27 protein-coding genes and 1 tRNA gene are annotated in these 24,270 nt (G+C 35.8%); 20 read left to right on the top strand and 8 right to left on the bottom strand.

Annotation, left to right across the window (positions count from 1 at the left end; genetic code table 11):
• Positions 1 to 4: 4 nt before the first annotated feature.
• Positions 5 to 1,093 carry a succinyl-diaminopimelate desuccinylase gene (gene dapE, locus CVS97_RS04230; RefSeq protein ID WP_107785169.1) on the top strand — a complete coding sequence of 363 codons (1,089 nt, stop codon included), beginning with the start codon at positions 5 to 7 and terminating at the stop codon, positions 1,091 to 1,093.
• Positions 1,094 to 1,473: 380 nt separating this feature from the next.
• Entirely contained in the window at positions 1,474 to 1,872 is a 399-nt protein-coding gene (locus CVS97_RS04225) for a DUF2809 domain-containing protein (RefSeq protein WP_107785206.1), read from the top strand.
• A gap of 76 nt (positions 1,873 to 1,948) precedes the next feature.
• Here the strand turns inward: CVS97_RS04225 and polA are convergent, their stop codons facing one another.
• Positions 1,949 to 4,585 carry a DNA polymerase I gene (polA, locus tag CVS97_RS04220; protein ID WP_107785168.1) on the bottom strand — a complete coding sequence of 879 codons (2,637 nt, stop codon included), beginning with the start codon at positions 4,583 to 4,585 and terminating at the stop codon, positions 1,949 to 1,951.
• A gap of 119 nt (positions 4,586 to 4,704) precedes the next feature.
• On the opposite strand from polA, the gene CVS97_RS04215 reads away from it, so the two are divergent.
• The 7 genes from CVS97_RS04215 (at position 4,705) to CVS97_RS04185 (ending at position 10,624) form a co-directional block, all read left to right on the top strand.
• Entirely contained in the window at positions 4,705 to 5,748 is a 1,044-nt protein-coding gene (locus CVS97_RS04215; protein WP_107785167.1) for a glycosyltransferase family 4 protein, read from the top strand.
• Entirely contained in the window at positions 5,745 to 6,689 is a 945-nt protein-coding gene (gene waaF, locus CVS97_RS04210) for a lipopolysaccharide heptosyltransferase II (protein ID WP_107785166.1), read from the top strand. The genes CVS97_RS04215 and waaF overlap by 4 nt, the downstream gene beginning before the upstream one ends.
• 134 nt (positions 6,690 to 6,823) lie before the next feature.
• The gene (gene exbB, locus CVS97_RS04205; protein ID WP_107785165.1) at positions 6,824 to 7,252 is read left to right on the top strand and encodes a TonB-system energizer ExbB; all 429 of its coding nucleotides are present in this window, start codon (positions 6,824 to 6,826) and stop codon (positions 7,250 to 7,252) included.
• Complete coding sequence (gene exbD / locus CVS97_RS04200; protein WP_072593836.1) at positions 7,239 to 7,622, top strand: TonB system transport protein ExbD; 384 nt, start codon at positions 7,239 to 7,241, stop codon at positions 7,620 to 7,622. The genes exbB and exbD overlap by 14 nt, the downstream gene beginning before the upstream one ends.
• The gene (locus CVS97_RS04195) at positions 7,597 to 8,373 is read left to right on the top strand and encodes an energy transducer TonB (RefSeq protein WP_107785164.1); all 777 of its coding nucleotides are present in this window, start codon (positions 7,597 to 7,599) and stop codon (positions 8,371 to 8,373) included. The genes exbD and CVS97_RS04195 overlap by 26 nt, the downstream gene beginning before the upstream one ends.
• Before the next feature lie 159 nt (positions 8,374 to 8,532).
• A tRNA-Phe gene (locus CVS97_RS04190) sits at positions 8,533 to 8,608 on the top strand.
• Positions 8,609 to 8,956: 348 nt separating this feature from the next.
• Positions 8,957 to 10,624, top strand: a complete 1,668-nt coding sequence (locus CVS97_RS04185; protein WP_107785163.1) for an anaerobic C4-dicarboxylate transporter — start codon at positions 8,957 to 8,959, stop codon at positions 10,622 to 10,624.
• Between the two features lie 51 nt (positions 10,625 to 10,675).
• On the opposite strand, the gene flhB is transcribed toward CVS97_RS04185, so the two are convergent.
• Positions 10,676 to 11,749, bottom strand: a complete 1,074-nt coding sequence (gene flhB / locus CVS97_RS04180; protein ID WP_035167257.1) for a flagellar biosynthesis protein FlhB — start codon at positions 11,747 to 11,749, stop codon at positions 10,676 to 10,678.
• 132 nt (positions 11,750 to 11,881) lie between these two features.
• On the opposite strand from flhB, the gene CVS97_RS04175 reads away from it, so the two are divergent.
• The 3 genes from CVS97_RS04175 (at position 11,882) to rpmA (ending at position 13,535) form a co-directional block, all read left to right on the top strand.
• Positions 11,882 to 12,844, top strand: coding sequence for a hypothetical protein (locus CVS97_RS04175; protein ID WP_107785162.1), 963 nt, complete (start codon positions 11,882 to 11,884; stop codon positions 12,842 to 12,844).
• A gap of 107 nt (positions 12,845 to 12,951) precedes the next feature.
• Positions 12,952 to 13,266 (top strand): 50S ribosomal protein L21, encoded by a 315-nt coding sequence (rplU, locus tag CVS97_RS04170; protein ID WP_021090648.1) that lies wholly within the window; start codon positions 12,952 to 12,954, stop codon positions 13,264 to 13,266.
• Positions 13,267 to 13,277: 11 nt separating this feature from the next.
• The gene (gene rpmA / locus CVS97_RS04165; protein WP_002942569.1) at positions 13,278 to 13,535 is read left to right on the top strand and encodes a 50S ribosomal protein L27; all 258 of its coding nucleotides are present in this window, start codon (positions 13,278 to 13,280) and stop codon (positions 13,533 to 13,535) included.
• A 33-nt stretch (positions 13,536 to 13,568) separates the two neighbouring features.
• Here the strand turns inward: rpmA and CVS97_RS04160 are convergent, their stop codons facing one another.
• From CVS97_RS04160 to CVS97_RS04135, 6 genes are all read right to left on the bottom strand, one after another.
• Positions 13,569 to 14,675: a glycosyltransferase gene (locus CVS97_RS04160; protein ID WP_107785161.1), complete on the bottom strand. Its 1,107-nt coding sequence runs from the start codon at positions 14,673 to 14,675 to the stop codon at positions 13,569 to 13,571.
• Positions 14,672 to 15,946 carry a hypothetical protein gene (locus CVS97_RS04155; protein ID WP_107785160.1) on the bottom strand — a complete coding sequence of 425 codons (1,275 nt, stop codon included), beginning with the start codon at positions 15,944 to 15,946 and terminating at the stop codon, positions 14,672 to 14,674. The genes CVS97_RS04160 and CVS97_RS04155 overlap by 4 nt, the downstream gene beginning before the upstream one ends.
• The gene (locus tag CVS97_RS04150) at positions 15,930 to 16,190 is read right to left on the bottom strand and encodes a glycosyltransferase (RefSeq protein ID WP_159070899.1); all 261 of its coding nucleotides are present in this window, start codon (positions 16,188 to 16,190) and stop codon (positions 15,930 to 15,932) included. The genes CVS97_RS04155 and CVS97_RS04150 overlap by 17 nt, the downstream gene beginning before the upstream one ends.
• The gene (locus CVS97_RS04145; protein WP_159070898.1) at positions 16,144 to 16,602 is read right to left on the bottom strand and encodes a glycosyltransferase; all 459 of its coding nucleotides are present in this window, start codon (positions 16,600 to 16,602) and stop codon (positions 16,144 to 16,146) included. Before CVS97_RS04145 ends, CVS97_RS04150 begins: the two co-directional genes overlap by 47 nt.
• Before the next feature lie 235 nt (positions 16,603 to 16,837).
• A complete protein-coding gene (locus CVS97_RS04140; protein ID WP_159071353.1) occupies positions 16,838 to 17,035 on the bottom strand; it encodes a hypothetical protein in 198 nt (65 codons plus the stop codon).
• A 14-nt stretch (positions 17,036 to 17,049) separates the two neighbouring features.
• Positions 17,050 to 18,132 carry a glycosyltransferase family 4 protein gene (locus CVS97_RS04135; RefSeq protein WP_107785156.1) on the bottom strand — a complete coding sequence of 361 codons (1,083 nt, stop codon included), beginning with the start codon at positions 18,130 to 18,132 and terminating at the stop codon, positions 17,050 to 17,052.
• Positions 18,133 to 18,284: 152 nt separating this feature from the next.
• Here CVS97_RS04135 and obgE point away from each other — a divergent pair, with 152 nt between their 5' ends.
• The 8 genes from obgE to CVS97_RS04095 all read left to right on the top strand — a co-directional run bounded on the left by obgE (position 18,285) and on the right by CVS97_RS04095 (position 24,262).
• Positions 18,285 to 19,343 (top strand): GTPase ObgE, encoded by a 1,059-nt coding sequence (gene obgE, locus CVS97_RS04130; RefSeq protein ID WP_107785155.1) that lies wholly within the window; start codon positions 18,285 to 18,287, stop codon positions 19,341 to 19,343.
• A gap of 46 nt (positions 19,344 to 19,389) precedes the next feature.
• Positions 19,390 to 19,725 carry a GDP-mannose dehydrogenase gene (locus CVS97_RS04125; protein WP_107785154.1) on the top strand — a complete coding sequence of 112 codons (336 nt, stop codon included), beginning with the start codon at positions 19,390 to 19,392 and terminating at the stop codon, positions 19,723 to 19,725.
• A gap of 16 nt (positions 19,726 to 19,741) precedes the next feature.
• On the top strand, positions 19,742 to 20,647 hold the full coding sequence (gene fmt, locus CVS97_RS04120) for a methionyl-tRNA formyltransferase (protein ID WP_107785153.1): 906 nt from the start codon (positions 19,742 to 19,744) through the stop codon (positions 20,645 to 20,647).
• Positions 20,648 to 20,663: 16 nt separating this feature from the next.
• Entirely contained in the window at positions 20,664 to 21,452 is a 789-nt protein-coding gene (thiD, locus tag CVS97_RS04115) for a bifunctional hydroxymethylpyrimidine kinase/phosphomethylpyrimidine kinase (protein WP_107785152.1), read from the top strand.
• A gap of 1 nt (position 21,453) precedes the next feature.
• Positions 21,454 to 22,089, top strand: a complete 636-nt coding sequence (locus CVS97_RS04110; protein ID WP_107785151.1) for a biotin--[acetyl-CoA-carboxylase] ligase — start codon at positions 21,454 to 21,456, stop codon at positions 22,087 to 22,089.
• Complete coding sequence (locus tag CVS97_RS04105; RefSeq protein ID WP_107785150.1) at positions 22,086 to 22,868, top strand: ParA family protein; 783 nt, start codon at positions 22,086 to 22,088, stop codon at positions 22,866 to 22,868. Before CVS97_RS04110 ends, CVS97_RS04105 begins: the two co-directional genes overlap by 4 nt.
• A gap of 15 nt (positions 22,869 to 22,883) precedes the next feature.
• Entirely contained in the window at positions 22,884 to 23,744 is an 861-nt protein-coding gene (locus CVS97_RS04100; RefSeq protein WP_107785149.1) for a ParB/RepB/Spo0J family partition protein, read from the top strand.
• Positions 23,745 to 23,839: 95 nt separating this feature from the next.
• Positions 23,840 to 24,262, top strand: a complete 423-nt coding sequence (locus CVS97_RS04095) for a FoF1 ATP synthase subunit B' (protein ID WP_107785148.1) — start codon at positions 23,840 to 23,842, stop codon at positions 24,260 to 24,262.
• Positions 24,263 to 24,270: the final 8 nt, after the last annotated feature.

The raw sequence follows: 24,270 nt of genomic DNA, 5'->3' as shown, positions 1-24,270 counted from the left end.
CTTAGTGATAATTAGCTTTTTAAAAGAGCTTTTAAGCTTTCGCTCTATCACACCTAATGATGCTGGAAGCTTAGAATTTATCGCTAGATTTTTGCCTGATTTTGAGGCGAAATTTATAGAAAAAAATGGTACCAAAAATCTCATACTTTCTAAAATTTATGGAGACGGCGAGCATCTAGCTTTTGCAGGACATGTCGATGTCGTACCTCCAGGTGAGGGCTGGGATAGTGAGCCATTTACTCCACTAGAAAAAGATGGCTACATCTACGCAAGAGGTGCACAGGATATGAAAAGTGGCGTGGCTGCTTTTGTTTACGCTGCTAAAGATGCGAAATTTGATGGCAAGCTAAGCCTTATTTTAACAAGCGACGAAGAGGGCGATGGCACATATGGCACGCCTTTAGTACTTGAATATTTGCGCGAAATAAATGATTTGCCAAAATTTTGTGTAGTGGCTGAGCCAACTTGCGATAAAGAATTTGGCGATAGCATAAAAGTTGGCAGACGTGGCTCAATAAATGGCAAGATCGTGATAAAGGGCGTTCAAGGGCACGTGGCGTATCCTGAAAAGTGCGTAAATCCGGTAAATTTGATAGCTCCACTTTTAAATAAAATAGCTGATCACGATATGGACGCTGGGAGCGAGTTTTTTAGTCCAAGCAAGATTGTGATAACTGATATTAGAGGTGGCATGCAAGTTTGCAACGTCACGCCAAGTGAGCTTAGCATAATGTTTAATGTGAGAAACTCAAATTTAACTGACGTAAATGACGTTGAGAGCTATCTTAGAGAGGTCTTAAAAGGGCTTGATTACGAGCTTAGTATAAAGCAAAGCTCAAAGAGATTTTTAACAAACAAAGATAGCAAAATCGTAAAAAATTTAATAGCTTCTGTCACAAAGATCACCGGAGTCATGCCGGTTCTAAATACAAAGGGCGGCACGAGTGATGCAAGGCACTTTGCTGAATTTGGTGTAGATGCGATAGAATTTGGCGTCATAAACGACCGCATACACGCTAAAAACGAGCGAGTTAGTGTTGATGAAGTAAATAAACTTTATGAAATTTTTAAAGATTTGATAGAAAAATTTTAATCCATAAATTTCATTATTTTTAAACCAAAAAGTTATTAAGTGTCTGAAAAATACTTTCAAAAGCTATTTTGATTGATATTTCTTGTCAAAGAATTTTAAAATTAAGAAATTTTCTTTATTTGGCAATATTGCTATTATCTGTTACAATTCATGAAATAGCTGGGTTTTGGCAATTTCAAGTAAAACCTAATGAAATGCTCTTTTTAATGAGCATAAGGCAGAAGTTATAAATACATTTGTGGGCGAGAAATATATCCAGCACAATCCTGGCTTTAAAGATGGTATGGATATCATTTCTAATTTATAAAAAAGTAAAATTTCAAATAAATAAAAAAATGCAAGTAAAACGAAAAATATACAAATCTTTTCAATACGAGAAAATGAGACATGGCTTGCGAGCTAGATTGCCCTTTTTAGTCGTAGCAATCGTGATTTTAGCAATCGAAATTTTTATCGCAGTTTTTGTCAAAGGTGGCTTCGTGCGCCATTATTTGGGTGATGTGCTAGTTGCGGTGATGCTTTACGCATTTGGACGAGCTATATTTAAAACTGCACCAAAAATTTTAGCATTTGAAATATTTATCTTCTCGCTATTTATAGAAATTTTACAATACTTTAAAGTACTTGAAATTTTAGATATTCATAATTTAATAATACGCATAGTCTTTGGTGGAACATTTGACGTTAGCGACATCGCATGTTACGCGTTGGGCTGCTTGCTGGCTTATTTGATTGATGTCATTTGCTTTCTGCAAAAGTATAAAAGTCCAAAGATATAGCTATAAACTACAACTTTATTTTTTAAGTATAAAGCAGGAGCTAATCATCTTAAAAGCTCCAGCAAAATTTATCTATCTATTTTAGCTCACCCCAGTTTTTAGCGATATTTAGCGATGTTTTAAGCGGCACATTTAGCGTGTAAATTTCCTCCATTGTCTTTTGCGTCGCCCTGCCAAATTCCTGCGCAAACTCGTCTTTTACTTCAAAGATCAGCTCATCGTGGATCTGAAGCAACATTCTCGCGTTTTCATCTAAATTTGCTCTAACTTTTACCATAGCCATCTTGACTAGATCTGCCGCAGAGCCTTGAAAGACCGTATTTACCGCTTCGCGCTCAAACATAGCTATTTGCATAGGTGTGGCACTTTTAAAGTCAAAGTAACGCCTCCTGCCAAGTAGTGTCTGCACAAAGCCGTCGTTTTTAGCTGAAATTTTTATGCTCTCTAAAAACTCTTTGATCGTCTCAAATGCTTTAAAATAGCGCTCTATATACTCTTTTGCCTCGGCTCTTGTGATATTTACTTGATTTGCCAGCTTGCTTGAGCCCATGCCGTAAATGAGGCCAAAATTTATACTCTTTGCCACGGCTCTATTCTGCCCGTCACTGCTACCAAATATGCTAATAGCCGTCCTTGCGTGGATATCCTCGTCATTTTTAAACGCCTCAAGAAGCGCAGGATCTTGACTAAAGTGAGCTAGCAGCCTAAGCTCGATCTGACTGTAGTCAAGTCCTACAAAGCTATATCCCTCCCGCGCTTCAAAGCACTCTCTGACATCCTTTGCGAGGCTACCATGAGCTGGGATATTTTGTAAATTTGGATTTTTGCTTGAAAGCCTGCCAGTGCTTGTGCCAGTTTGTAAAAAGCTCGTGTAAATTCGTGAGCCCTCATCCTTTTTTGCAAGCGCTAAAAGTGGCTCGCAGTAGGTGCTTTGCAGTTTATATAGCTCTCTGTAAGCTAAAATTTTCTCAATCACTGGATGAGCGTCCGTAAGCTCAGCAAGCACGCTCTCATCAGTGCTGTATCCTGTTTTTGTCTTCTTTTTGGTTGGAAGCTTTAAGTGCTCAAAAAGTATGACTCCAAGCTGTTTTACTGAGTTTATATTAAAATTCTCGCCGCTTAGCTCGTAAATTTCACTTGTTAGCGCCTTTAATTTGGTGTCGTTTTCAAGGATAAGCTTTTGCATTTTGGCTTCATTTATCTTGATGCCGTTTTGCTCCATGTCAAAGAGCGTGAGGATAAAAGGAAACTCGTGCGTATCGGCAAGAGCTAGTAAATTTTTATCAAGTGTGTTTAAAAAAGTTTTATAAAATTTAAGTGTTATCCAAGCGTCCTCACTCGCGTATTTGGCTGCATTTTCTAGAGGCACATCGCCAAAAGTTTGTCCTTTTTTGACAACGTCTTCAAATTTTATCGTGTCGTAGTCATAGAGTCTCTTTGCCAGCGCGTCCATGCCGACACTTGAGTTTGGATCGCTAAGCCACGCAAGGATCATTGTGTCTTTAAAATTTGCTGGAGGATTTAAATCTAGGTTGTTTTTCACGATCTCAAAGTCGTACTTTAAATTTTGTCCGATTACACAGCCTTTGTAAATTTGCCCTATCGCCCAAGTGGCAAATTTTAGGCTAATTTGCTGCGGCACACCAAGGTAGTTGTGAGCTACCGGCACGTAGTAGGCGTCTTCGTCGTTAAAGCAAAAGCTAAATCCAACGATCTTTGCGCTCCTGCTATCAACGCCCGTGGTCTCAGTGTCAAAGGCAACAATGGTCTCTGGCGTGATGCCTGATAAGAGCTTTTCAATGCTAGCCTCATCAAGGAGTAAATTTGCTCTAAAGCCAAGCTTAAATTCGGTATTTTCTTCTTTTTGCAAGCTCTTAAGAAGCCTATTTAGATCGTACTCTTTTAAAATTTCCGAGATATTTATCAAAGGATTTTGCTCTGGAAATTTAGAGTGCTCAAGATCAAATGAACTAACCGCGTCATCAAATAAAGTGGCTAGTCTTTTACTCAAAAATGCTTCGTCTTTTGCGGCGGCAAGCATATTTTTAGTGCGCTCGTTTCTAAGAAAGGCTAAATTTTCATAAATTCCTTCTAAGCTACCATACTCAGCCAAAAGCTTTTTAGCTCCCACTGCGCCGATACCTTTGACGCCCGGGATGTTGTCCGAGCTGTCGCCTGCGATCGCTAGAAAGTCCCTTACTTGTGCCGGATAAACTCCATACTTTTCAAAGCAGCTTGCGCTATCATGATCGGTCTTGCTTTGTGGGCTGTAGATGCTCACTTTGCCGTCCTCTATGAGCTGGTAAAGATCCTTATCATGCGTAACGATGCGCACAAATATATCTTTATCTTTGCAAAATTTAACCGCACTTGCGATGATGTCATCGGCCTCGTAGCCCTCTCGGCTAAGGCTGTAAAGCCCCATTTTTTCTATCATATCTATGCAAACTGGAAGTTGTTCTTTTAGCTGAGCTGGTGGCTCGTTTCTGTTTGCTTTATAATCACCTAAAATTTCGTGACGTAAGGTCTTGCCTTTGCTATCAAGAGCAAAGATGAGGTAGTCGCTTTGATATTCATCCTTGAGGCTTGCTATAAAATTTGCAAAGCCACTAATCATACCGCTTGGCTTGCCTTCTCTGTTTTTAAGTCCGCTCATGGCGTAGTAGAGCCTAAAAAAGAAACCAAAAGTGTCAATAATCGTAAGTGTTTTCATTTTTATCCTTTGTGTAATTTTATGAAATTTAGGCAAAAAATAGGCTGATTTATAAAAATTTTTGATATTATGGCGGACATTGCAAATAAAAAATCACAAAAATAAAAAGCTTTGAGGTCATGAAAAAAATAGTTTTTTTACGTATCAATCCAAATGCAGTCGGTGGTGCCGAACGCTATTTAAGAAGGCTTACTAAAGCCCTAAAAGACGTAGGTATAGATACATCTATACGCTCATATCTAGGAGAGGCTAGGATCTCGTCATGGAAAAAGGCTTTGAGATTTAACGCACAAGTAAAACGCCAGAAACAAAGCGATGAGGTATATTTTAGCTTGGAGCGAGTGAGCTGCGCAGATATTTATAGAGCAGGGGACGGCGTGCATAAAATTTATCGTGCCACAAAGCCATTTTGGTGGGTCAATCCTCTAAATTTTGTCTATCCATATCTAGAAAAACGTTGCTTTAAAAATTCTAAAAAGATAATCGCAAATTCAAACTACATAAAAGAGCAAATCATCTCAGCTTACGGTATCGATGAGTCAAAAATTGTTACCATTTATAACGGTATAAATTTGCCACAAAAAGTAGAAAAAGGAGAAGCAAAACTTAGCGTATGCGAAGAATTTGGACTTGATTACAATTTACCAATTGTGCTTTTTGTCGGAAATGGCTTTAAAAGAAAAGGGGCAAAGGACTTTTTGCTTCTTGTCTCAAAGCTAAAAACACCAGTAAATGCGCTAATAGTAGGCAAAGATAAAAATTTAAATTCATATAAGAAGCTAGCAAAAAAGCTAAAGATAAAGGCATTTTTTACAGGTGAGCAAAAAATGACTGCAAAATTTTATGAAGCAAGCGATATTTTTATATTTCCAACACACTATGAGCCATTTTCAAATGTCGTTCTAGAGGCGCTTAGCTTTAAAAATATTATCTTTACAACGGCTCAAAATGGGGCAGCTGAAATTTTAGAAAATCGTTTTGTTATGCGTGAACCAAATGATGAAAGTATACTGGAACTAGTGGAGCAGGTGCTTAATGATAATGACATGATGAGAGAGCTACAAGAGAAGTCATTTTTACTTTCGCAAAAATTTAGTATAGAAGAAAATGCGAGCAAAACTCTTGAAATCATAAACGAAGTGCTAAATTTGGAGCAAAAGTGAGAGTTTTTATAGAGCTTCCAACTTGGCTTGGAGATGCTGTGATGGCGAGTGCGGCGATAGAAAATTTAAGTAAAAATGCTAAAAATATTGTATTTTTTGGCTCTTACGTGGCCTGTGAGCTTTACAAATTACATCCAAAGTGTGAAAAAGTAGTCATTGATGATAGTAAAAAGCAAAACTCAAGATATTTAAGTCTTATAAAAACGGCTAGCAAGCTTGGAAAATTTGATATTGCTATTAGTTTTAGAAGCTCATTTGCTAGTAAATTTTTGCTTTTTTTTCTAAAAGCAACGCAAAAATTTTGCTTTAAAAAGAGTAGCGAGAGCTTGCATCAGGTGCAAAAATATCTAAATTTCATAAAGCAAAGCCTAAATTTAAAAGAAATTTCAAACGAACTAAAGATTTACTATGAAGCTAAAAAAAGCGAACAAAATCTCCTCGTGCTAAATCCAGGTGCTAGCTACGGAAGTGCTAAAAGGTGGTATCCGCACTATTTTGCAGAGGTTGCACTGCACTTTAAGGATGAATTTGATGTAAAGATCACTGGCTCAAAAGCCGAGCTTGAAATTTGCAATGAAATCGAGCAAATACTCTTACAAAATGGTATGAAATGTGAAAATTTGGCCGGAAAAACAAGCATAAAAGAGCTTTGCGAGGTCATAGGTTCTATAAAAAATGGTATCTTTTTGACAAACGATAGTGGTCCTATGCATATCGCAGCAGCCTATAAAGTGCCACTTGTGGCTCTTTTTGGACCGACTAAATTTAAAGAGACTAGCCCATGGCAAGATGAGAGTGCAAAGATAGTGCATTTAAATTTAGAGTGTATGCCATGTATGAAGCGAGTGTGTCCTATAAAAACACATGCCTGTATGAAGGAGCTTACGCCAAAAATAGTCATCACTGAAATAGAGCTGCTAAGAAAAAAATTAAATTTTTGAAATTCTAAAGATATTAAATATATACATACAAAATTAAAAATTTTAGTTTTTATTTAATTACATTTTTACCAAACATTTGACATTGGTTATCAATATAGCTATAATCACGCAAAAATTTTTACTAAGAAGGTATTATGGAGCTAATTAAACATCACATTGATCATGTAATTATTGCGATTTTAGGCATTATGAGTTTTTTTGTACTTTGGTATACGATTGAGCGTATCATTTTTTATTCACGCGTTGATATAAAAGGCTATAAAAGTATTGAAGCGTTTGAAGAAGCACTAACCAAAAATTTAACCACACTTTACATTATCTACTCAAATGCACCATATATAGGACTTCTTGGTACAGTTGCTGGAATTATGATCACATTTTATGATATGGGTATGGCAGGCGGAATCGATACTAAAAGCATAATGGTCGGCCTCTCTCTTGCGCTAAAAGCAACTGCTTTTGGACTACTTGTGGCGATACCAACTTTGATGATTTACAATGGTTTTGTCAGAAAAGTAGATGTAATGCTAAATAGATACAAGGCTGAAAATGCGTCTAAATAAAAAAGATGGGTTAAATATTGTCCCATTTATTGATATTATGCTTGTTTTGCTCGCCATCGTACTTAGTATTTCGACTTTTATTGCTCAAGGTAAGATAGCTATTGATCTTCCAAGTGCAAACAGTGCTGAGCAAAGCAAAGAGGACGATAAAAAGGTAAGCGTAGTAATTGATAAGGATAATAAATTTTTTATAGATGATGTAGAAATTTCTGAGAACGAACTCAAAGATAAGCTAAATGCGGTTGATATAAAGACATTGATCGAACTAAAAAGCGATAAAAATTCGAAATTTGATAGCTTTGTCAAAGTAATTGATATATTAAAAGAGAAGGGCCACGAAAATTTTGCAATCCAAACAATCTCTGAATAAAATTTCAAATTACAGCGGCTTAGCTGTTTCGCTTGTAGTGCATGGAGCAGTAGTATATTTTTTGCTTTCACATAATTTTGATGAGATAAAAATAGGTGAGCAAAAACCGATAAAAATAGCTCTTAATTCATTTACTCCAGTGCCACAAGTCTCAGCACCTCAAATAGCGGAGCAAATGCTTATCCCAGAGCCAACTCCACCAGCTCCACCGCCACCACCAGAGCCACCAAAACCTGAGCCAAAGCCAGAACCAAAACCTGAACCTAAAAAGGTGGATAAACCAAAGCGTGAAATAAAAAAGGTAGAGCCTAAAAAAGAGAAAAAAATAGAGCCCAAGCCTGAACCGGTAATTGCTCAGCCAGTGCAGCCTATTGTACCGCCAGCCAGTGTAAATACAAATTTGCCAGCCAATAACAAGTCTATCGCTGCAGCTCCAGTTCAAAATGTAACACCTGAGCTAAATTTATCAAATTCACAAGGTGATGAAGATTTTACGAAGGTTATAATCGCAGTTAAGAGGCATAAAAGTTACCCAAATAATGCTAGACGTATGAAACATCAAGGTGTTGTAGAAGTTAGGTTTTTACTTAAGCAAGACGGCAGCATAGATGAACTTAAAGTTAGTAAAAGCTCTGGTTTTGAGTCGCTTGATAATGGTGCTTTAGAAAATATTCAAAGAGCAAGTTCTGAGTTTCCAAAACCTAAGCAAGATCGTTACCTTCGTTTCCCTATTTCGTATACATTAAAATAAATTACAAGCTTATTTAAGCTTGTAATTTATTTGCTTTGTAGAATTTCTTTTATATTTCAAGTCAAAATAGAAAAATATAGCTTATTTTATTTAAAAAAGTGTGTATTTTAAACTTGCTTTAAATATTAAACATGTATAATCTGACTTTCTTTAACGGGTGGTTGGATAGCTCAGTCGGTAGAGCAGCAGACTGAAAATCTGCGTGTCGGCAGTTCGATTCTGCCTCTAACCACCATTTAAACTTTTCTTAAATATTAATCCTTTTTCTTTTATCTCTGTTGAACTTCGTATTTATAAGGCTTTTATGATATTTTTCTAGGTTATTTATAAAATTTAAATAAATTTTTATTATTAATAAATTTAAAATATAACAATGCTATTTTCATTTTATATATTCTAAGACAAATAAAAATTTCAAGATCAAATAAAAAATTTGTAAGAGATAATCTTATAAATTTTATCCTAAATAAGCCTTATTAATCAAAATGTTATATTTGTATCAAATTATCCTTAAAATATAAGTTTAATCTAAATCCATAAGAGATATAATCTTGATTAAATTTATATTAACTTAGGAGGTTTCATGGATTTTCTCATGAATTTAAGTGAAGGCATGCAGTTTGCTATCCAGCTTCTCATCGTCCTTATCTGTTTGTTCTACGGAGCTAAAAAAGGCGGTATCGCACTTGGTATGCTAGGTGGTATCGGCCTTATAGTTCTTGTTTTTGGATTTAACATCGAGCCTGGTAAGCCAGCTATTGATGTTATGCTAACTATCCTTGCTGTTGTTGTGGCAAGTGCTACGCTTCAAGCTAGTGGTGGTCTTGATGTTATGCTTCAAATAGCAGAAACTATACTTAGAAAAAATCCAAAATATGTAAGTATCTTGGCTCCTTTTGTAACATGTACGCTTACTATTTTATGCGGTACTGGACACGTTGTTTATACCGTGCTTCCTATCGTTTATGATATTGCTATCAAAAATGGTATCCGCCCAGAGCGACCAATGGCAGCAAGCTCAATAGCTTCACAAATGGGCATCATAGCAAGTCCAGTTTCAGTTGCTGTTGTAACTCTTACAAGCTTTCTTATTAATGCTAAAACTCACCTAGCTGGCTTTGATGGATATTTAGATCTTTTAAAGATTACGATTCCATCAACATTTTGCGGTGTTTTGGCGGTAGGAATTTTTAGCTGGTTTAGAGGTAAAGATCTTGATAAAGACGAAGTCTTTCAAGCAAAGCTTCAAGATCCTGAGTTTAAAAAATATGTTTATGGCGATAGTGCGACACTTTTAGGCAAAAAGCTTCCTGGCTATCAATGGGCTGCGATGTGGATATTTTTAGGCTCTATCCTTGTAGTCGCACTTCTTGGATACTTTAAAGATCTTCGCCCAAGCTGGACTACTTATAAAGACGCAACAGTCGTTCAAGTAATAGCAAACCTTCCAACTGAGCAAAAAGTCTTAAAAACCTTAAAGATAAAAGACGCCAGCATCCAAACAGAAGCTGCTGAGTTAAAAGTTTCAAACGACAAGCTAAACTCAAATCAAAAAGCTCAATCAGTCAAAATCATCGGCAAAGATGCAAATCAAACTCTTACTCGCACAGCTGATGGTGCAGTAACATATATAAATGAAAAAGGTGCAAAAGAAGAATTCCAAGGTGCTTACATCAATATAAGCAACAAACTAGCCTCTTCAAAGAGCCTAAGCATGGTTCATGTTATCCAAATTTTCATGCTTTTAACAGGTGCACTCATCTTGATATTTACTCCAACAGATGCTAGCAAGATCAGCAAAAACGAGATATTTAGATCAGGTATGATCGCTCTTGTTGCAGTATTTGGAATCTCTTGGATGGCTGAGACTATGTTTGCAGTACACACTCCGATGATGAAAGAGGCGCTAGGAAGCATCGTAAAAGAGCACCCTTGGACTTATGCGGTTATGCTTTTGATTATCTCAAAATTTGTAAATTCTCAAGCTGCGGCCTTGGTTGCATTTGTGCCATTAGCATTAAATATCGATGTTAATCCTGCTATCATTCTAGCCTTTGCGCCAGCTTGCTACGGATACTACATCCTACCAACATATCCAAGCGACCTTGCAGCTATTCAGTTTGATAGAAGTGGTACGACACATATTGGTAAATTTGTTATCAATCACAGCTTTATCATTCCGGGTCTTATTGGTGTTATATCCTCTTGTATATTTGGCTATATTTTTGCAACTGCTTTTGGATATCTATAGTAGATAAATTCTCTTGCTGCTAGTAATTTCTAGTGGCAAGAGTAGAATTTATCAAAGCTTATCTTTAAATTTTTGTTTATTGCTCATATAAACGAAGCTTAGCACTTCGGCCACGGCTCTAAAAAGATGTGCTGGTATCGTATCATCGACTTCACAAATTTTATAAAGCTCTCTTGCGAGTGGTGGGTTTTCATAAATTTGCACACCATTTTCAACGGCTATTTTTTTGATTTGCAGTGCTAAAAAATCAACACCTTTGGCAAGTATTATCGGCGCCTCGTCGCGACTTTTATCATATCTTATCGCCACGGCGTAGTGAGTAGGGTTTGTGATGACCACGTCAGCTTGTGGGATATTTTGCATCATTCGACGCTTGGCTGCACGCATTTGTGCTTGACGAATTCTGCCTTTTACCTGCGGATCTCCTTCCATTTGCTTATACTCATCTTTTATCTCTTGCTTGCTCATACGAAGGTCTTTAAAGTATTGAAAACGCACGATGAGAAGGTCGATAAGTCCGATCACGAAAAGTATAAAAAGCATGACACTAACAAGAATGATGAGCTTTTCTTTTAGCCAAGCAAGCTGATCAAACATAGAAAAAAAGAGAGTGTGTGGTAGCTCCTTTATAAACTGCAAGAAAAAATAAAATCCAACTCCAAAGACGATGCTAACTTTTAGCACGATTTTGATGCTATCTATCACTTTTTTCATCGAGAATAAATTTTTTAGCCCTTTTAGCGGATTTATCTTGCCAAAATTTGGCATTATAGGTTTTGTGGTAAAGATAAATCCAAACTGCATTACATTTGCGATGACACCAGCGATCGCCACACAGATACAAACTGGAAGTATCATAAGAAGCGACCTTGCAAAGGTATTTACGACAATCATTTTTACAGTTGGCAAGGTAAGTGGCTGACCGATAAATTTTGAGTAGTAGATATAAAGTGAGATGATCTGTTCTTTCATAAAATTTAGCATCGCAAGTAGTACGCCAATAGCAATAACTAGGGTCACGAACCCGGCTAGATCCTGACTTTTGGGGACGTTACCATCCTTTTTGGCATCCTCTATCTTTTTGGGGGTCGCTTCTTCGGTTTTTTCCTGATCTTCGCCTGCCATCTTTATCCTAAGCTTGCTTAAATTTGGGGCGATTATAGCCAAAATGCGGTTAAAATATCCGCTAAAGCCACCTTTCGCACGTGGAAAATTAGGTGTTTTTGGCTAAAATTAGCAAAAATAAGGAGACGCAAAATGTCATTTTTAGAAGGCTTATTTAATATTTTCAAAGCCAAAAAACTACCAAAAAGCGATGAAGAGCTACTTTTAGACGAGTATGCAAGCATTTACGACCAAATAAAAGAGAAAAATTTAAACGAATACGACTTTTTATGTGAGTTCATACGATTACTCTCTTTTTTAAGAGCTAGATGCTACGACATTTACCTTGAAAAGTGCCTAGCTGATGGCGATGCCGAGAGGCTAAATGATCTCATTTTTCAATACGCTAAGCTAAATTTACTCCCAGGATGCAGCGGTGGATATGACCAGTGCGAGAGGCTCATACCGGCATTTTTTGCTATCGCTTGCGGTGACACAGATGGTATGACACGGATCTTTCCAAAAGGCCTACCACCTAGCAAAAACGGCTATAAATTTCTATGTGTTATGCATGATCTGCTCACGGCGATACTTTGGCAAGATGAAAATTTACTCACCCCTGCTCTTGAAAAAGCACGCGCTTTTGCAGAGTCCAAAAAGCCAGCAAACGAAAGAGAGGCAGTTAAATTTGTGCTTGCCTTGCATGAAAAAGATGTGGCCGCTATGAGTGAGCATTTGCAGAAATTTTGCTCTACATTTGGCAGGACAGATGCGCCTAAATTTGAAAAAAGGCTTTATATTTTCGCACACGGACTTCACGCTTTGGCGCACTACTTTTTGCCACTTGAGCTCTTTAAAGAGATAAAGCTACCAAAAAATGAAAATTTCAGTAAATTTTACGCTAAAAGGCTCTTTCAAAATGAAATTCCCAAGCCAAAACTTTATTTTACTTTTCCACCTGAGTTTGAACTGATAAATGTGATCTTAAGTGCGCCAGTAGCTAAAACTCTGATATATCAGCCTTATTTACCAAATGACAAAACATTTTTTCTGGATCATAGCTCTATGATAAGAAATTTAGCCGACGAGATCATAAAATCAGGGGCATTAAAGTAGAATTTATAAACTTTTGGCTAACATTCACACCTTACAACCAATAAAGCTCCATAAATCTTTTGCAAAAAAGTGCTTTTTGGTCTTACCAAATTTTAGAAAGGTAGAGTATGTCAAAATACGCTATATTTAAGCATGGCGGCAAGCAATATCGTGTTAGCGAGGGTGAGTACCTTAAGCTAGATCACTTTAGTGCTGAAGCTAAATCAACCGTTGAGATTACAGAAGTTTTAGCTGTAAATGACGGCGAAGTAAAGGTAGGTGCGCCATTTGTTAAGGGTGCAAAAGTTGTTCTTGAGGTCGTTAATGAAGGTAAAGACAAAAAAGTAGTTATCTACAAAAAACGCAGACGTAAAGACTCAAAACTAAAACGCGGCTTTAGAAGACAATTTACACGTGTAAAAGTCGTAAGTATCGCAGCTTAAGGAGATAAGATATGGCACACAAAAAAGGTCAGGGTTCAACCCAAAATAACCGTGATAGTATCGGACGCCGATTAGGTGTTAAAAAATTTGGTGGTGAGTTCGTTCGTGCTGGTAATATAATCATCCGCCAAAGAGGAACAGCAACTCATGCTGGAAATAACGTAGGTCTTGGCAAAGACCACACAATTTTTGCATTAGTCGATGGCTTTGTAAAATTTGAAAGACTTGATAAAAACAGAAAAAAAGTATCTGTTTATCCAGCTGCATAATACCAGGGGCGAAAGCCCCTTTTTTAAATCTTTTTAATTTAATTTTTCTAATTCTTTAATTATTTTTCTAGCTCTATTTTTCCAAGTATTTTCACTCATACTTTCATAAGCATTTTTTGAAATTTTGTTTAGCTCTTCATTACCTAAAGTCTTTATATAGTTAAATTTTTCTTCTAAGCTTTTTTCATCACCTGCTTCATATAAAAAACCGTTTTCGCCATCTTTTACTATTTCAGCAACTGGTGGGAAATTTGGAGCTAAGACAACGTTTGAGTTTGCCATATACTCAAAAAGCTTTAATGGAGTGCTATAAAGCGAATAATCACTTTTTACACTAGGTATTATCAAAATAGTATTATTTTCAATAAGACTTTTTACAACTTCATTTTGAGGTAGCAGTCCTTTAAAACATACCAAATTTTCAATCTCTCTTTCTTTAAGAGTGTTTTTTAAAGTCATAAAACTATTTCCGCTATTTTTGCCATAAAGTTCTAGTTTTATACTAGTTTTTAAGGCAAAATCTAGCATCAAATCAAGGCCTTTCCATAACAAGAATGAGCCATAATAGTTTATACTTGAAAAATCAAAATCTTTCTTCTTAAAATCATAATCTTGCTTGCAACCGTTATAAACAACTGCTGATTTTGCTATTTGTAAGCCAAAAAATTTTCTAAGCTCATTTAGCGTACCGCTATTATGCGAAAAGACAAAATCAGAATTTTTTAGTATCTCTTTTTCCATATCATAAAGTGCTTTGTTGCCCAAAGTAAAACACTCATGCGCTTCAAATACAACCTTTTGATTGGACATTTTATTTTCTAGTAAAAATTTAGCTATCTTTAAATGCCTCGTATAAAATATTGCGTCTTTATTTGAGTAGTTATTTATTATTTTTTTTAGAAAAAAGTTAAAAATTTTATTACTTTTTAAAAACAAGATCTTTTTTCTTATAAACAATATGTCATTAGCTTTTAACTTTAAAGCAAATTTCTCATTTACCTCATTTAAATTTAAAGGAGTCTGTGGTAAGACTAACTTAGCATCATAGATATTACTGATCTCAAAAAATGTATTTAGAATTGCTATCTCTCTTGCATTACCTTGCGGAATTTGTTCTGGATATATGTAAAATAGTTTCATAAATCACTCCTTGTCTTTGCATAAAACACTATAAAAAGACCAAGCATTACATAAAGATGAGTAAAGTATATAGTCTCAAATAGTCCCCTAAATATATAAGTGCAAAGTATGCTTCCAAATATTGCTATATAAAATTTGTTGTTTGACAAATACCTTTTAAAGGAAACAAAAAGCATATAAAAAACAAGCGCAACAAAAAAAGCAGTACCTACTACACCGTAATGATAATACTGACCAATAAATACTGGCTCGTCATGATGTGGGTACTTGGTTCCGTCAGCGCCTATACCAGTTGGGCCAAGGTCGTCATTGTTAATATTTTTATCATTTAAAAATTTAGTATATTGCTTACCACCAAAACCTATGCCTATATAAGCTCTATCAGAGCTAAAAAGAAGCGGTAATCTTTTTGTTAAAATATCTACTCTACCAGAAGTATAAAATCCTTGCGCAACTTTTAACTGCAAAAGCGTGGAGTTATAGTAGACGCAAGTAGAGGCGGCAAGTAAAAATAGGCAAAATATCATAGATTTTTTATTTATAAGATTAATTTTTTCATTTTTAAATATTAGAGCTAATATCACTACTAAACTTAGAACAAGTGCAAGCCATGAGCCTCTTGCCCCTGTAAGCAAAATAAAAATTAAGCCAATGATGATATTAAAAATAGTAATAAAAAATTTATAAAAATTACTTTTTATATAAAATAGTGATATCAAAGAAAAAATGAATAAATTATCAAAGAAACTTGAATAAAATCTATCGATAGGTTGAATCAATTGATTTTTTGCGTTTCTTAAGTTTAAAAGCGTTTGTTCTTCTATTCCTTTTACAAAAAAATGCAAATTATCTAAGCTTAAAGCTATAACCATGGCAAAAAACAACCATTTTGAATTTTTATAACTACCATCATGCCAAAGGAGAATAATAAAAATAAATACAAAAGCTCGTTTAAATTCACTAAATGCTGAAAGAAATGCATTTTGGGTAGTGTCATAAGGGAAAATTGATATTCCAAAAACATATAAATTTAGTAAAACGAAAAGCAACAATATAGTTTTATTGTTTTTTATATTATTTTTTATATTTTCTAATGTATTTTTAGTATTAATAATAAAAAGAATCATAGTTGAAAATAGAGCCAAATATATACCTAAATTTTTCACTGCAGTAATATGCTCGTTATATTGGCCTATCAAAAAAAGAGATAAGAAAAATAAAATAGCTCTTTTTAAAAATATTATTAATTTTGGCTTATTTTGAATTATCATTTAAAACTTCTTTATAAATTTTTTGTACATCATCAGTAATTTTATCCCAGGAAAAATTCTCTTCACACATTTTTCTAGCATTTGTAATAATTTTTATTTTATCAGAATCCTTTAAAATTAAAATATACTTTTTTACATTTCTGGCAAAATTTTCAAACTCAAAAAGCTTACAATTTTCATTATCCACCATATACTCTTTACTGCCGCCACCTGCTCTTGCTATAACAAAACTTTCGCAGCTCATAAGCCTCTATGCCAACCATGCAAAATAGCTCTCTATCATTTAGAGGAACAATAGTAAAATCAAAGCTATTATAGGCAGTGTGAACTTTATCTGGTGAGGTATTGTCAAGAAATTCTATATTTTTTAGACTATACTCTTTCACTTTACTGGCTAAGCCCTGATAATACTTGTAATTATCGTTTCTTCTGTTTATTTCGCCTATTACTCTAAACTCATATTGTGGTAGATTGCTAAATTCTCTTGCTAGTTCAATCATATATTCAACATTTTTTTGGCTAATCATTATTCCCATAAAACCAATAATAATTTTTTTATCTTTTTTAAAATTGATTTTTTTAAATTTATCTACATCTACGCCATTTTTTATAACTTTATAAAATTTTGCATTTGGTAGATCCTCAAAATTCTTCATAAGAAAGTCACTACACGTTATAACAGCATCAAGCTTATCAAAATTTTTATTTTTAAAATCATAAAAATTATGCAGGTGAAGGATCACTTTTATATCTTTATTCCAGTTTTTATCTTTTTTGCTAACTTCTCTACACCATTATGATAGTTTTGAAAATGCACAATATCAGGATTTATTTTTTTACCTCATTAAAAACTCTATCATTATAAGAGTAGACGTCCCAGTCTAATATCTTTTAAAAAATTCTTTTATAAATTTTTGAAAGACGAATTCTATGGTGATAAACTCCATCTCTATACTCCTTTAAAGGCAAAAACTCATCATCTACACAAATAGTGTGTGGCTCATAAAACCATAGTCTTTTTGCCACTTCGTTTGTCCAAGTTTGCACAGCTGCACCCTTTAACGGAGATATAGCATAAAAATTACTCACATAAGCTACTTTTTTCATAATTCAACTAGTTCCTGTGCAAATTTTGACCATTCATACATACTTTCTATGCTCTCCCTTGGTCTTAATTTTTCTATATTTTCTAGCGTTAAATTTATCTTCTCGATCATATCACTCTCATCAGAAATTTTAAATTTATACCCATTTACTCCGTCTTTTATGATCTCTTTCATACCACCATTTATGCTAACCACACAAGGCTTGTTAGCCGCTAATGCTTCAATAACAGTTATGCCAAAAGCCTCATGCCCTATACTTGGTTGCAAATAAACATCGCAAGCATTATAGTACCCATTTAGCTCATCATGCCCGATAGCGCCGACAAAAATGACCTTTTGATCTAAGTTAAGTTTAGCTGCTAGCTCTTTTAGACTTTGTAAATTTTCACCATCGCCAACTAACATAAATTTAGCGTTTTTGATCTTGTCTATATTTTTTACCATCATACTAAAGCCTTTCCAGCCAACTACTCTACCAACGCTTCCTATCAAAATTTCATTACTCTTTACGCTAAATTTCTCTCTTATTTTTTCTTTTAGTGATGCATCTGGATAAAACTTCTCTTTATCTACACCGTTATAAACTACTTTTATCTCTCTGTCATATCTTTTTCGTAAGATGTCTGCATTTGCGTCACTCACACTAATGATCTTATCAATAAATTTAATAAAAAACCGATCAAAAAAATAAAAATCCTCTCCACCACTTACAAATATGGTCTTTAAATTTTCGTCATACTTTTTGAGTAGGTATGCTACAAAAAAATCAAATGGTTTATGAATAACTAAAACATCAAATTTTTGAGACTTCAAAAATTTTCTGGCATTAAAATAAAAACTAACTCTCTCAACAAATTTCCTAAATCTATTGCCTAGTTTTAAAACCTTCTCTCTTGGATAAAAGTCAAACATTTTTAGATCAATATTGCTTTCTTTTAAAAAGGCTGGTACAAATTTACCTTGCCCAGTACAAATAGTGACTTTATGGTCTTGCATAAGCTCTTTAGCCACAGAATAATAAAAAGTCTCAACACCACCTATTTTTAATGCAGTTGTTACATTGTAAAGCAGAATTTGCAAAATTTTATTCCTTGAATTAGTTTTGGGCTAATTCTATCATAAAAGCAGCTTTTACCTTGATGAGATTTAATAAAAAACAAATTTTAATTATTTAAAAGATATAATCCAGCCCAAATTTAAAAATAAAAAAATAGATAAATTTAAGGTAAAAAATGTTTATAGATAGTGCAAGATTGACTCTAAGCTCAGGCCACGGCGGAGCTGGTGCAGTAAGCTTTCGCCGCGAAAAGCACGTCATTTTAGGTGGTCCTGATGGCGGAGATGGCGGAGATGGCGGAGATGTTTATTTTGTTTGTGACAACAATACCCATACTTTAGCAAATTATAAGGGTAAAAGAGCCATGAAGGCTGGCAATGGTGAAGCTGGCATGGGCAAGCGAATGACTGGCAAAAAGGGCGAAAATTTAGAACTCATAGTCCCTCCTGGCACAGCTGTTTATGACGCACAGACAAATGAACTACTCTGTGATATAGTTAGCGAGGGTCAAAAGACGCTATTTTTAAAGGGCGGTAAAGGCGGACTCGGAAATTTTCACTTTAAAAGCTCTATCAATCAAGCTCCAGAATACGCACAAAAAGGTATGCCTGAAGAGAGCATTGAAGTAAGGCTTGAGCTAAAGCTGATCGCTGACGTGGGTCTTGTTGGCTTCCCAAATGTCGGTAAATCAACTCTTATTTCAACAGTATCAAACGCCAAGCCACAGATCGCAAACTACGAATTTACCACGCTTACGCCAAAGCTCGGACTTGTTGAGGTCGATGAGTTTAGCGGCTTTGTCATGGCTGACATCCCTGGTATCATTGAGGGAGCTAGCGACGGACGCGGGCTTGGCGTGCAGTTTTTAAAGCACATCGAGAGAAATAAAATTTTGCTTTTTATGATAGATAGTGCGAACTATAGAAGCATGAGCGAGCAGTTTAGCGTGCTAAAAGAGGAGGTTGCTAAATTTTCAAGCGTGCTTGCTAGTAGGGATTATGCTATCGCTATCACTAGAGTCGATGCGGCGGAAAATTTAGATGAAAACATAAAAGAATTTATGAAATTTTTAAAGCTAAAGCCAGAGCAAAACGGTAAATTTATCTACAAACAAGATTTACTCAGCTTTGATCATTCAAAACCATATTTTATTTTGCCGATCTCATCAGCGACAAACGAAAACATTGACGAGCTTAAATTTGCACTGCTTGAGCTGCTAAAAAAAGAGCTTTGAGTTGCAACTTTTTAGTGCTTTGGGCATAGAAATTTAAGAGTATAAAATGAAGAAATTTTTTTGCATTATGCTATTTTGCTTTAGCGCATATAGCTGTGATCCAGCGGATCCGGCGTATATGTTTTTGGATTACAATGACATAGATCGTGACGGCATGCTAAATTTAGATGAGTGGACGTCCTGCAAAGTGCCACCAGGACTAAAAATAGCATCAGATCTATGCATTAGTGAGGAATTTAAGAGGCTGGATCTTGATCGTAGTGGCAAAGTTAGCATTAATGAGCTAGGAAGTTTGATATTTCAAAAGATTGACTGGCAAGAAGATCCATGCGCCTCTTGGCTGACTGGCAGTAAAAACGTAGATCAAAATAAAAGTCGTTGAAATTTAAAGGAAAGTGATGAATATAGTTTTTATGGGGACGCCCGATTATGCCGTTAGGATACTTAGGCACCTAAAAGAGGCTGGCTTTAATATAAAAGCGGTCTTTACCCAGCCTGATAAGCCAGTTGGCAGAAAGCAAATTTTAACTCCAAGCGAGGTAAAAATTTATGCTCAAAACGAGCTAGCAGGAGTGCCAGTCCTTACTCCAAAGACACTAAAAGATGAGACGGTGGTTAGTGAGCTAAAGGCATTTGAGCCTAAATTTATCGTGGTGGCAGCTTATGGCAAAATTTTGCCTAAGAGCGTGCTTGACGTAGCAACTTGTATAAATTTGCACGCCTCGATCTTGCCAAAATATAGAGGTGCGAGCCCTATACAAAGCGCGATCTTAGCAGGTGAGAAGCAAACTGGCGTCACAGCTATGCTAATGGACGCTGGTCTTGATACTGGCGATATGCTGGACTTCATATACACGCCTTGCGAGAGTAAGATGTCAAGCGAGCTTTTTAGCGAGCTAGGTGAGCTTGGTGGTGAGCTAATCGTAAAAGTGCTTAAGAACTTTGAAAATTTAAAACCACAAAAGCAAGATGACGCAGAGTCCTCGCACTGCAAAAAGATAAGCAAGAGTGATGGGCTTTTTAGCTTTGATGAAGATGCTGGACAAATTTATAATAAATTTCGTGCGCTCACTCCTTGGCCGGGGATTTATTTGGCAAGTGGGCTAAAAATTTTATCGCTTGAGCTAAGCGATAAAAGTGGCAAAAGCGGAGAAATTTTAAGTATAGAAAAGGACCATGTTGTGGTTGCTTGCAAGGGTGGGGCAGTCAAAATTTATGAGCTTCAAGAGCCAAGCAAAAAGCCAACAAACGCAAAAGCATATATAAATGGTAAGCGCCTTAGTGTTGGCGATGAATTAAAATAAATTTAAAGGAGCGGTTATGAAAAATGCGCTAAGTATAGCAGGGGTTGATCCAAGTGGCGGAGCTGGAGTTTTAGCTGACATAAAGGTCTTTATAGCGCACGGCGTATATGCGATGGGAGCGATCACGGCGGTCACTGCTCAAAATACAAAGGGCATATTTGGCATGCAGTTAGTTGAGCCAAAGCTCATAGAGGATCAGATCAAGGCAATATTTGATGATATAAGAGTTGATGTGATAAAAATAGGCGTTGTCCCAAGCGTTGAGATCATCAAAAGCGTCGCAAAAACGCTAAGAGAGATCAAAAATTTACCGCCAGTCGTGCTTGATCCTGTAATGAGCTGTAAAAATGGCGATATCTGGCTAGAGGGCGCTGCAAAAGACGCGATCGTGGAGGAGCTTTTCCCACTTGCAAGCATGATCACGCCAAATATCTTTGAAGTGCGCGAAATTTTAAAGCGTGAGCTAAAGGGTGAGAGCGAGCTAAAAGAGGCTTGTAAGGAGCTTTTGAAATTTGGCACAAAGAGTGTCTATCTAAAATGTGGCGAACTTGATGGCAAGTCGCTTGATATATTTTATGATGGCAAGGAATATGAAATTTTTAGCGATGAGCGTATAAAAACGACCGCAACTCACGGCTCAGGCTGCTCGCTATCAAGCGCTATAGCTTCAAATTTAGCAAATGGCCAAAGCCTAAAAGAGAGCGTAAAAAATGCGCATGATTATATCTTTAACGCTATCAAAAACGCGGTCATCATCGGCGGCGGACAAAATCCGGTAAATCACTTCTATAAATTTAAGGTGTGATTTGAAAGTAGAGTTTTTTCAAAGTCTGCCTTCGACGCAGGAATTTTTGATAGATGCCCTAAAAAACGGCGAGATAAAGCCTCCGCACATGATCGTGGCATATAATCAAACAAAAGGGGTCGGTAGTCGCGGCAACAGCTGGGAGGGACTTGGCGGAAATTTATTTATGTCATTTTGCATAAGCGAAGATGAGCTGCCAAGCGACATACCTCCGCCCTCGATCTCGATATATTTTTCTATGCTGATGCGTGAAGTCTTGGCTGGACTTGGTTCAAAGTGCTGGTTAAAATGGCCAAATGACTTTTACGTAGATGACCGCAAGATAGGCGGCACTTTGACAAATAAAGTGGATGAAATTTACATCTGTGGCATGGGGATAAATTTAACGAGTGCGCCCGAAAATGCGGGCATTTTGGATATCAAAACTAGCGTAGATGAGCTAGTTTGGGGCTTTGTTAGCATGCTTGATAAAAAGATTTTATGGAAGCCAATTTTTAGCAAATTTAGGATAGACTTTTGCAAGTCAAAAAGTTTTATTACGCATATTGCAAATAGAGCTGTTTCGCTTCAGGATGCTGAAATTTGCGATGATGGAGCGATATTACTAAATGGGGAAAAGGTATATTCGTTAAGATGAGCGAGATAATAACAATAGCTAATCAAAAAGGCGGCGTTGGCAAGACTACAACAGCCGTAAATTTAGCCGCATCACTGGCGGTTGCTGAGAAAAAGGTATTATTAATAGACATCGATCCACAGGCAAACGCGACGACTGGACTTGGCTTTAGCAGAAGCGACTATGAGTTTAATATCTATCATGTCTTAACAGATAGAAAAAAGCTCTCACAAATCGTACTAAAAACTGAGATCCCGACACTTTTTTTAGCTCCATCAAACATTGGACTTGTCGGCATCGAGCAAGAATTTAACGATCAAAATAAGGACTATAAACTAATCCTTAAAAACAAAATTTCAGAAGTTATAAACGATTATGATTTTATCATCATTGATAGTCCTCCAGCACTTGGCAGTATCACAGTAAATGCCCTTAGCGCAAGCGATAGTGTTATCATCCCGATTCAATGTGAATTTTATGCACTTGAGGGACTAGCGCAGATCCTAAATACAGTTAAGATCATCAAAAAAACGATAAATCCAAAGCTTAACATAAAGGGCTTTTTACCGACTATGTTTAGCTCGCAAAACAATCTCTCAAAAGAGACAATTGCAAATTTAAAACAGCATTTTGAAAATAAACTCTTTAAGAGTAAGGACAGCAAAGAGGAATTTGTGGTCGTTCCAAGAAATGTGAAACTTGCTGAAAGCCCAAGTTTTGGCAAGCCAGTGATACTTTATGATATAAAATCGCCTGGCTCAATTGCATATCAAAATTTGGCATATTGTATTTTAAACTAAAAATTAAGGAAAAAAATGGCTAAAAAAGGTGGATTAGGGCGAGGACTTAGCGCGATACTTGAAGATGTAGAACAAGCCTACAGTAAAGAGATCGCAAATTTAAACGACTCTGAGATAGTTGAAGAGATAAATATAGATGAAATTTTACCAAACCCATACCAACCAAGAACACATTTTGATGAAGAGGCCTTAAAAGAGCTAAGTGCCAGCATCAAAAGACACGGATTGATTCAGCCAATAATCGTCATCAAAAAAGATGATGGCTATATGTTAATAGCTGGTGAGCGCAGATACCGCGCCACAAAGATGCTCGGAGCAAGCAAGATAAAGGCGATCATCGCTGATATCAAGTCTCAAAATTTAAGAGAGCTTGCGCTTATCGAAAATATCCAACGTGAAAATTTAAATCCAATCGAACTTGCAAAGTCGTATAAAGAGCTCATAAATGAGTATAAGATCACACAAGATGGCCTAGCAAGCATCATTCATAAGAGCAGAACCCAAATAACAAACACAATGAGACTTCTACTTCTTAGCAACTATACGCAAAAACTTTTACAAGAAGATAAGCTCACACAAGGCCATGCTAAAGTTATAGTTGGGCTTAGCACTGAAGAAGAAAAGATGGTTGTTGATACGATAATTGGTCAAAAGCTAAGCGTTAGAGACACAGAAATTTTAGTAAAAAAGATAAAAAATAAGGAAGAGATAAAAGACAAAAAGCCAAAAATTTCTGAGGAAATGAGCAAAAAATTATCAAATTTACAAGAAATTTTTAAAAATTTAAAGATAAAGACAAAAGTAAAATCTGGCAATCTAGTTTTAGAATTTAATAATATTTCACAGGTGGAAGAATTTATTTCTAGGCTAAAATAGAATTACAAATTTATTTTTATTTTTAGTAATTTATTGTAAAATCAGACTTTAATTTGAATATTAAATAAAACTTAATGATAAAATAAGGAGAGTGGATGTTAGAAATAGATGTGCCATTGATGCTTTTAACGGCTATCGTTTTCTTGGTATTGATCGCTATTTTGAATTCCTTGCTTTATAAGCCAATGCTCAAATTTATAGATGATAGAAATGCTTCTATAAAAAATGATGAAGAGAGTACTAGCAAAAATGCAAGTGATCTAAGCGTTCATGAAAAAGAGATTGAAGAGATTATATTAAATGCAAGGACTGAGGCTAATAAAATAAGGCAAGAAGCCTTAAATTTGGCAAAAGAAGAGTCTTTAAAAGAAGTAAATGCCGTAAAGAGTAGTTTAGAGGCTGATTACAATGAATTTTTAAATGCTCTAAGCTCTCAAAAAGATAACCTAAAGGCAGATCTATCAGCTAAACTACCTGAACTTAGAGCGGCTTTAAATGCCAAGCTCTCTAAAATTTAAAGGAATTT

Origin of the sequence: Campylobacter concisus (genome assembly GCF_003049735.1) — a bacterium.
Classification (GTDB): domain Bacteria; phylum Campylobacterota; class Campylobacteria; order Campylobacterales; family Campylobacteraceae; genus Campylobacter_A; species Campylobacter_A concisus_AN.
The sequence above is the reverse complement of the archived record's forward strand: the minus strand, read 5'-3'. Positions and strand labels throughout refer to the sequence as shown.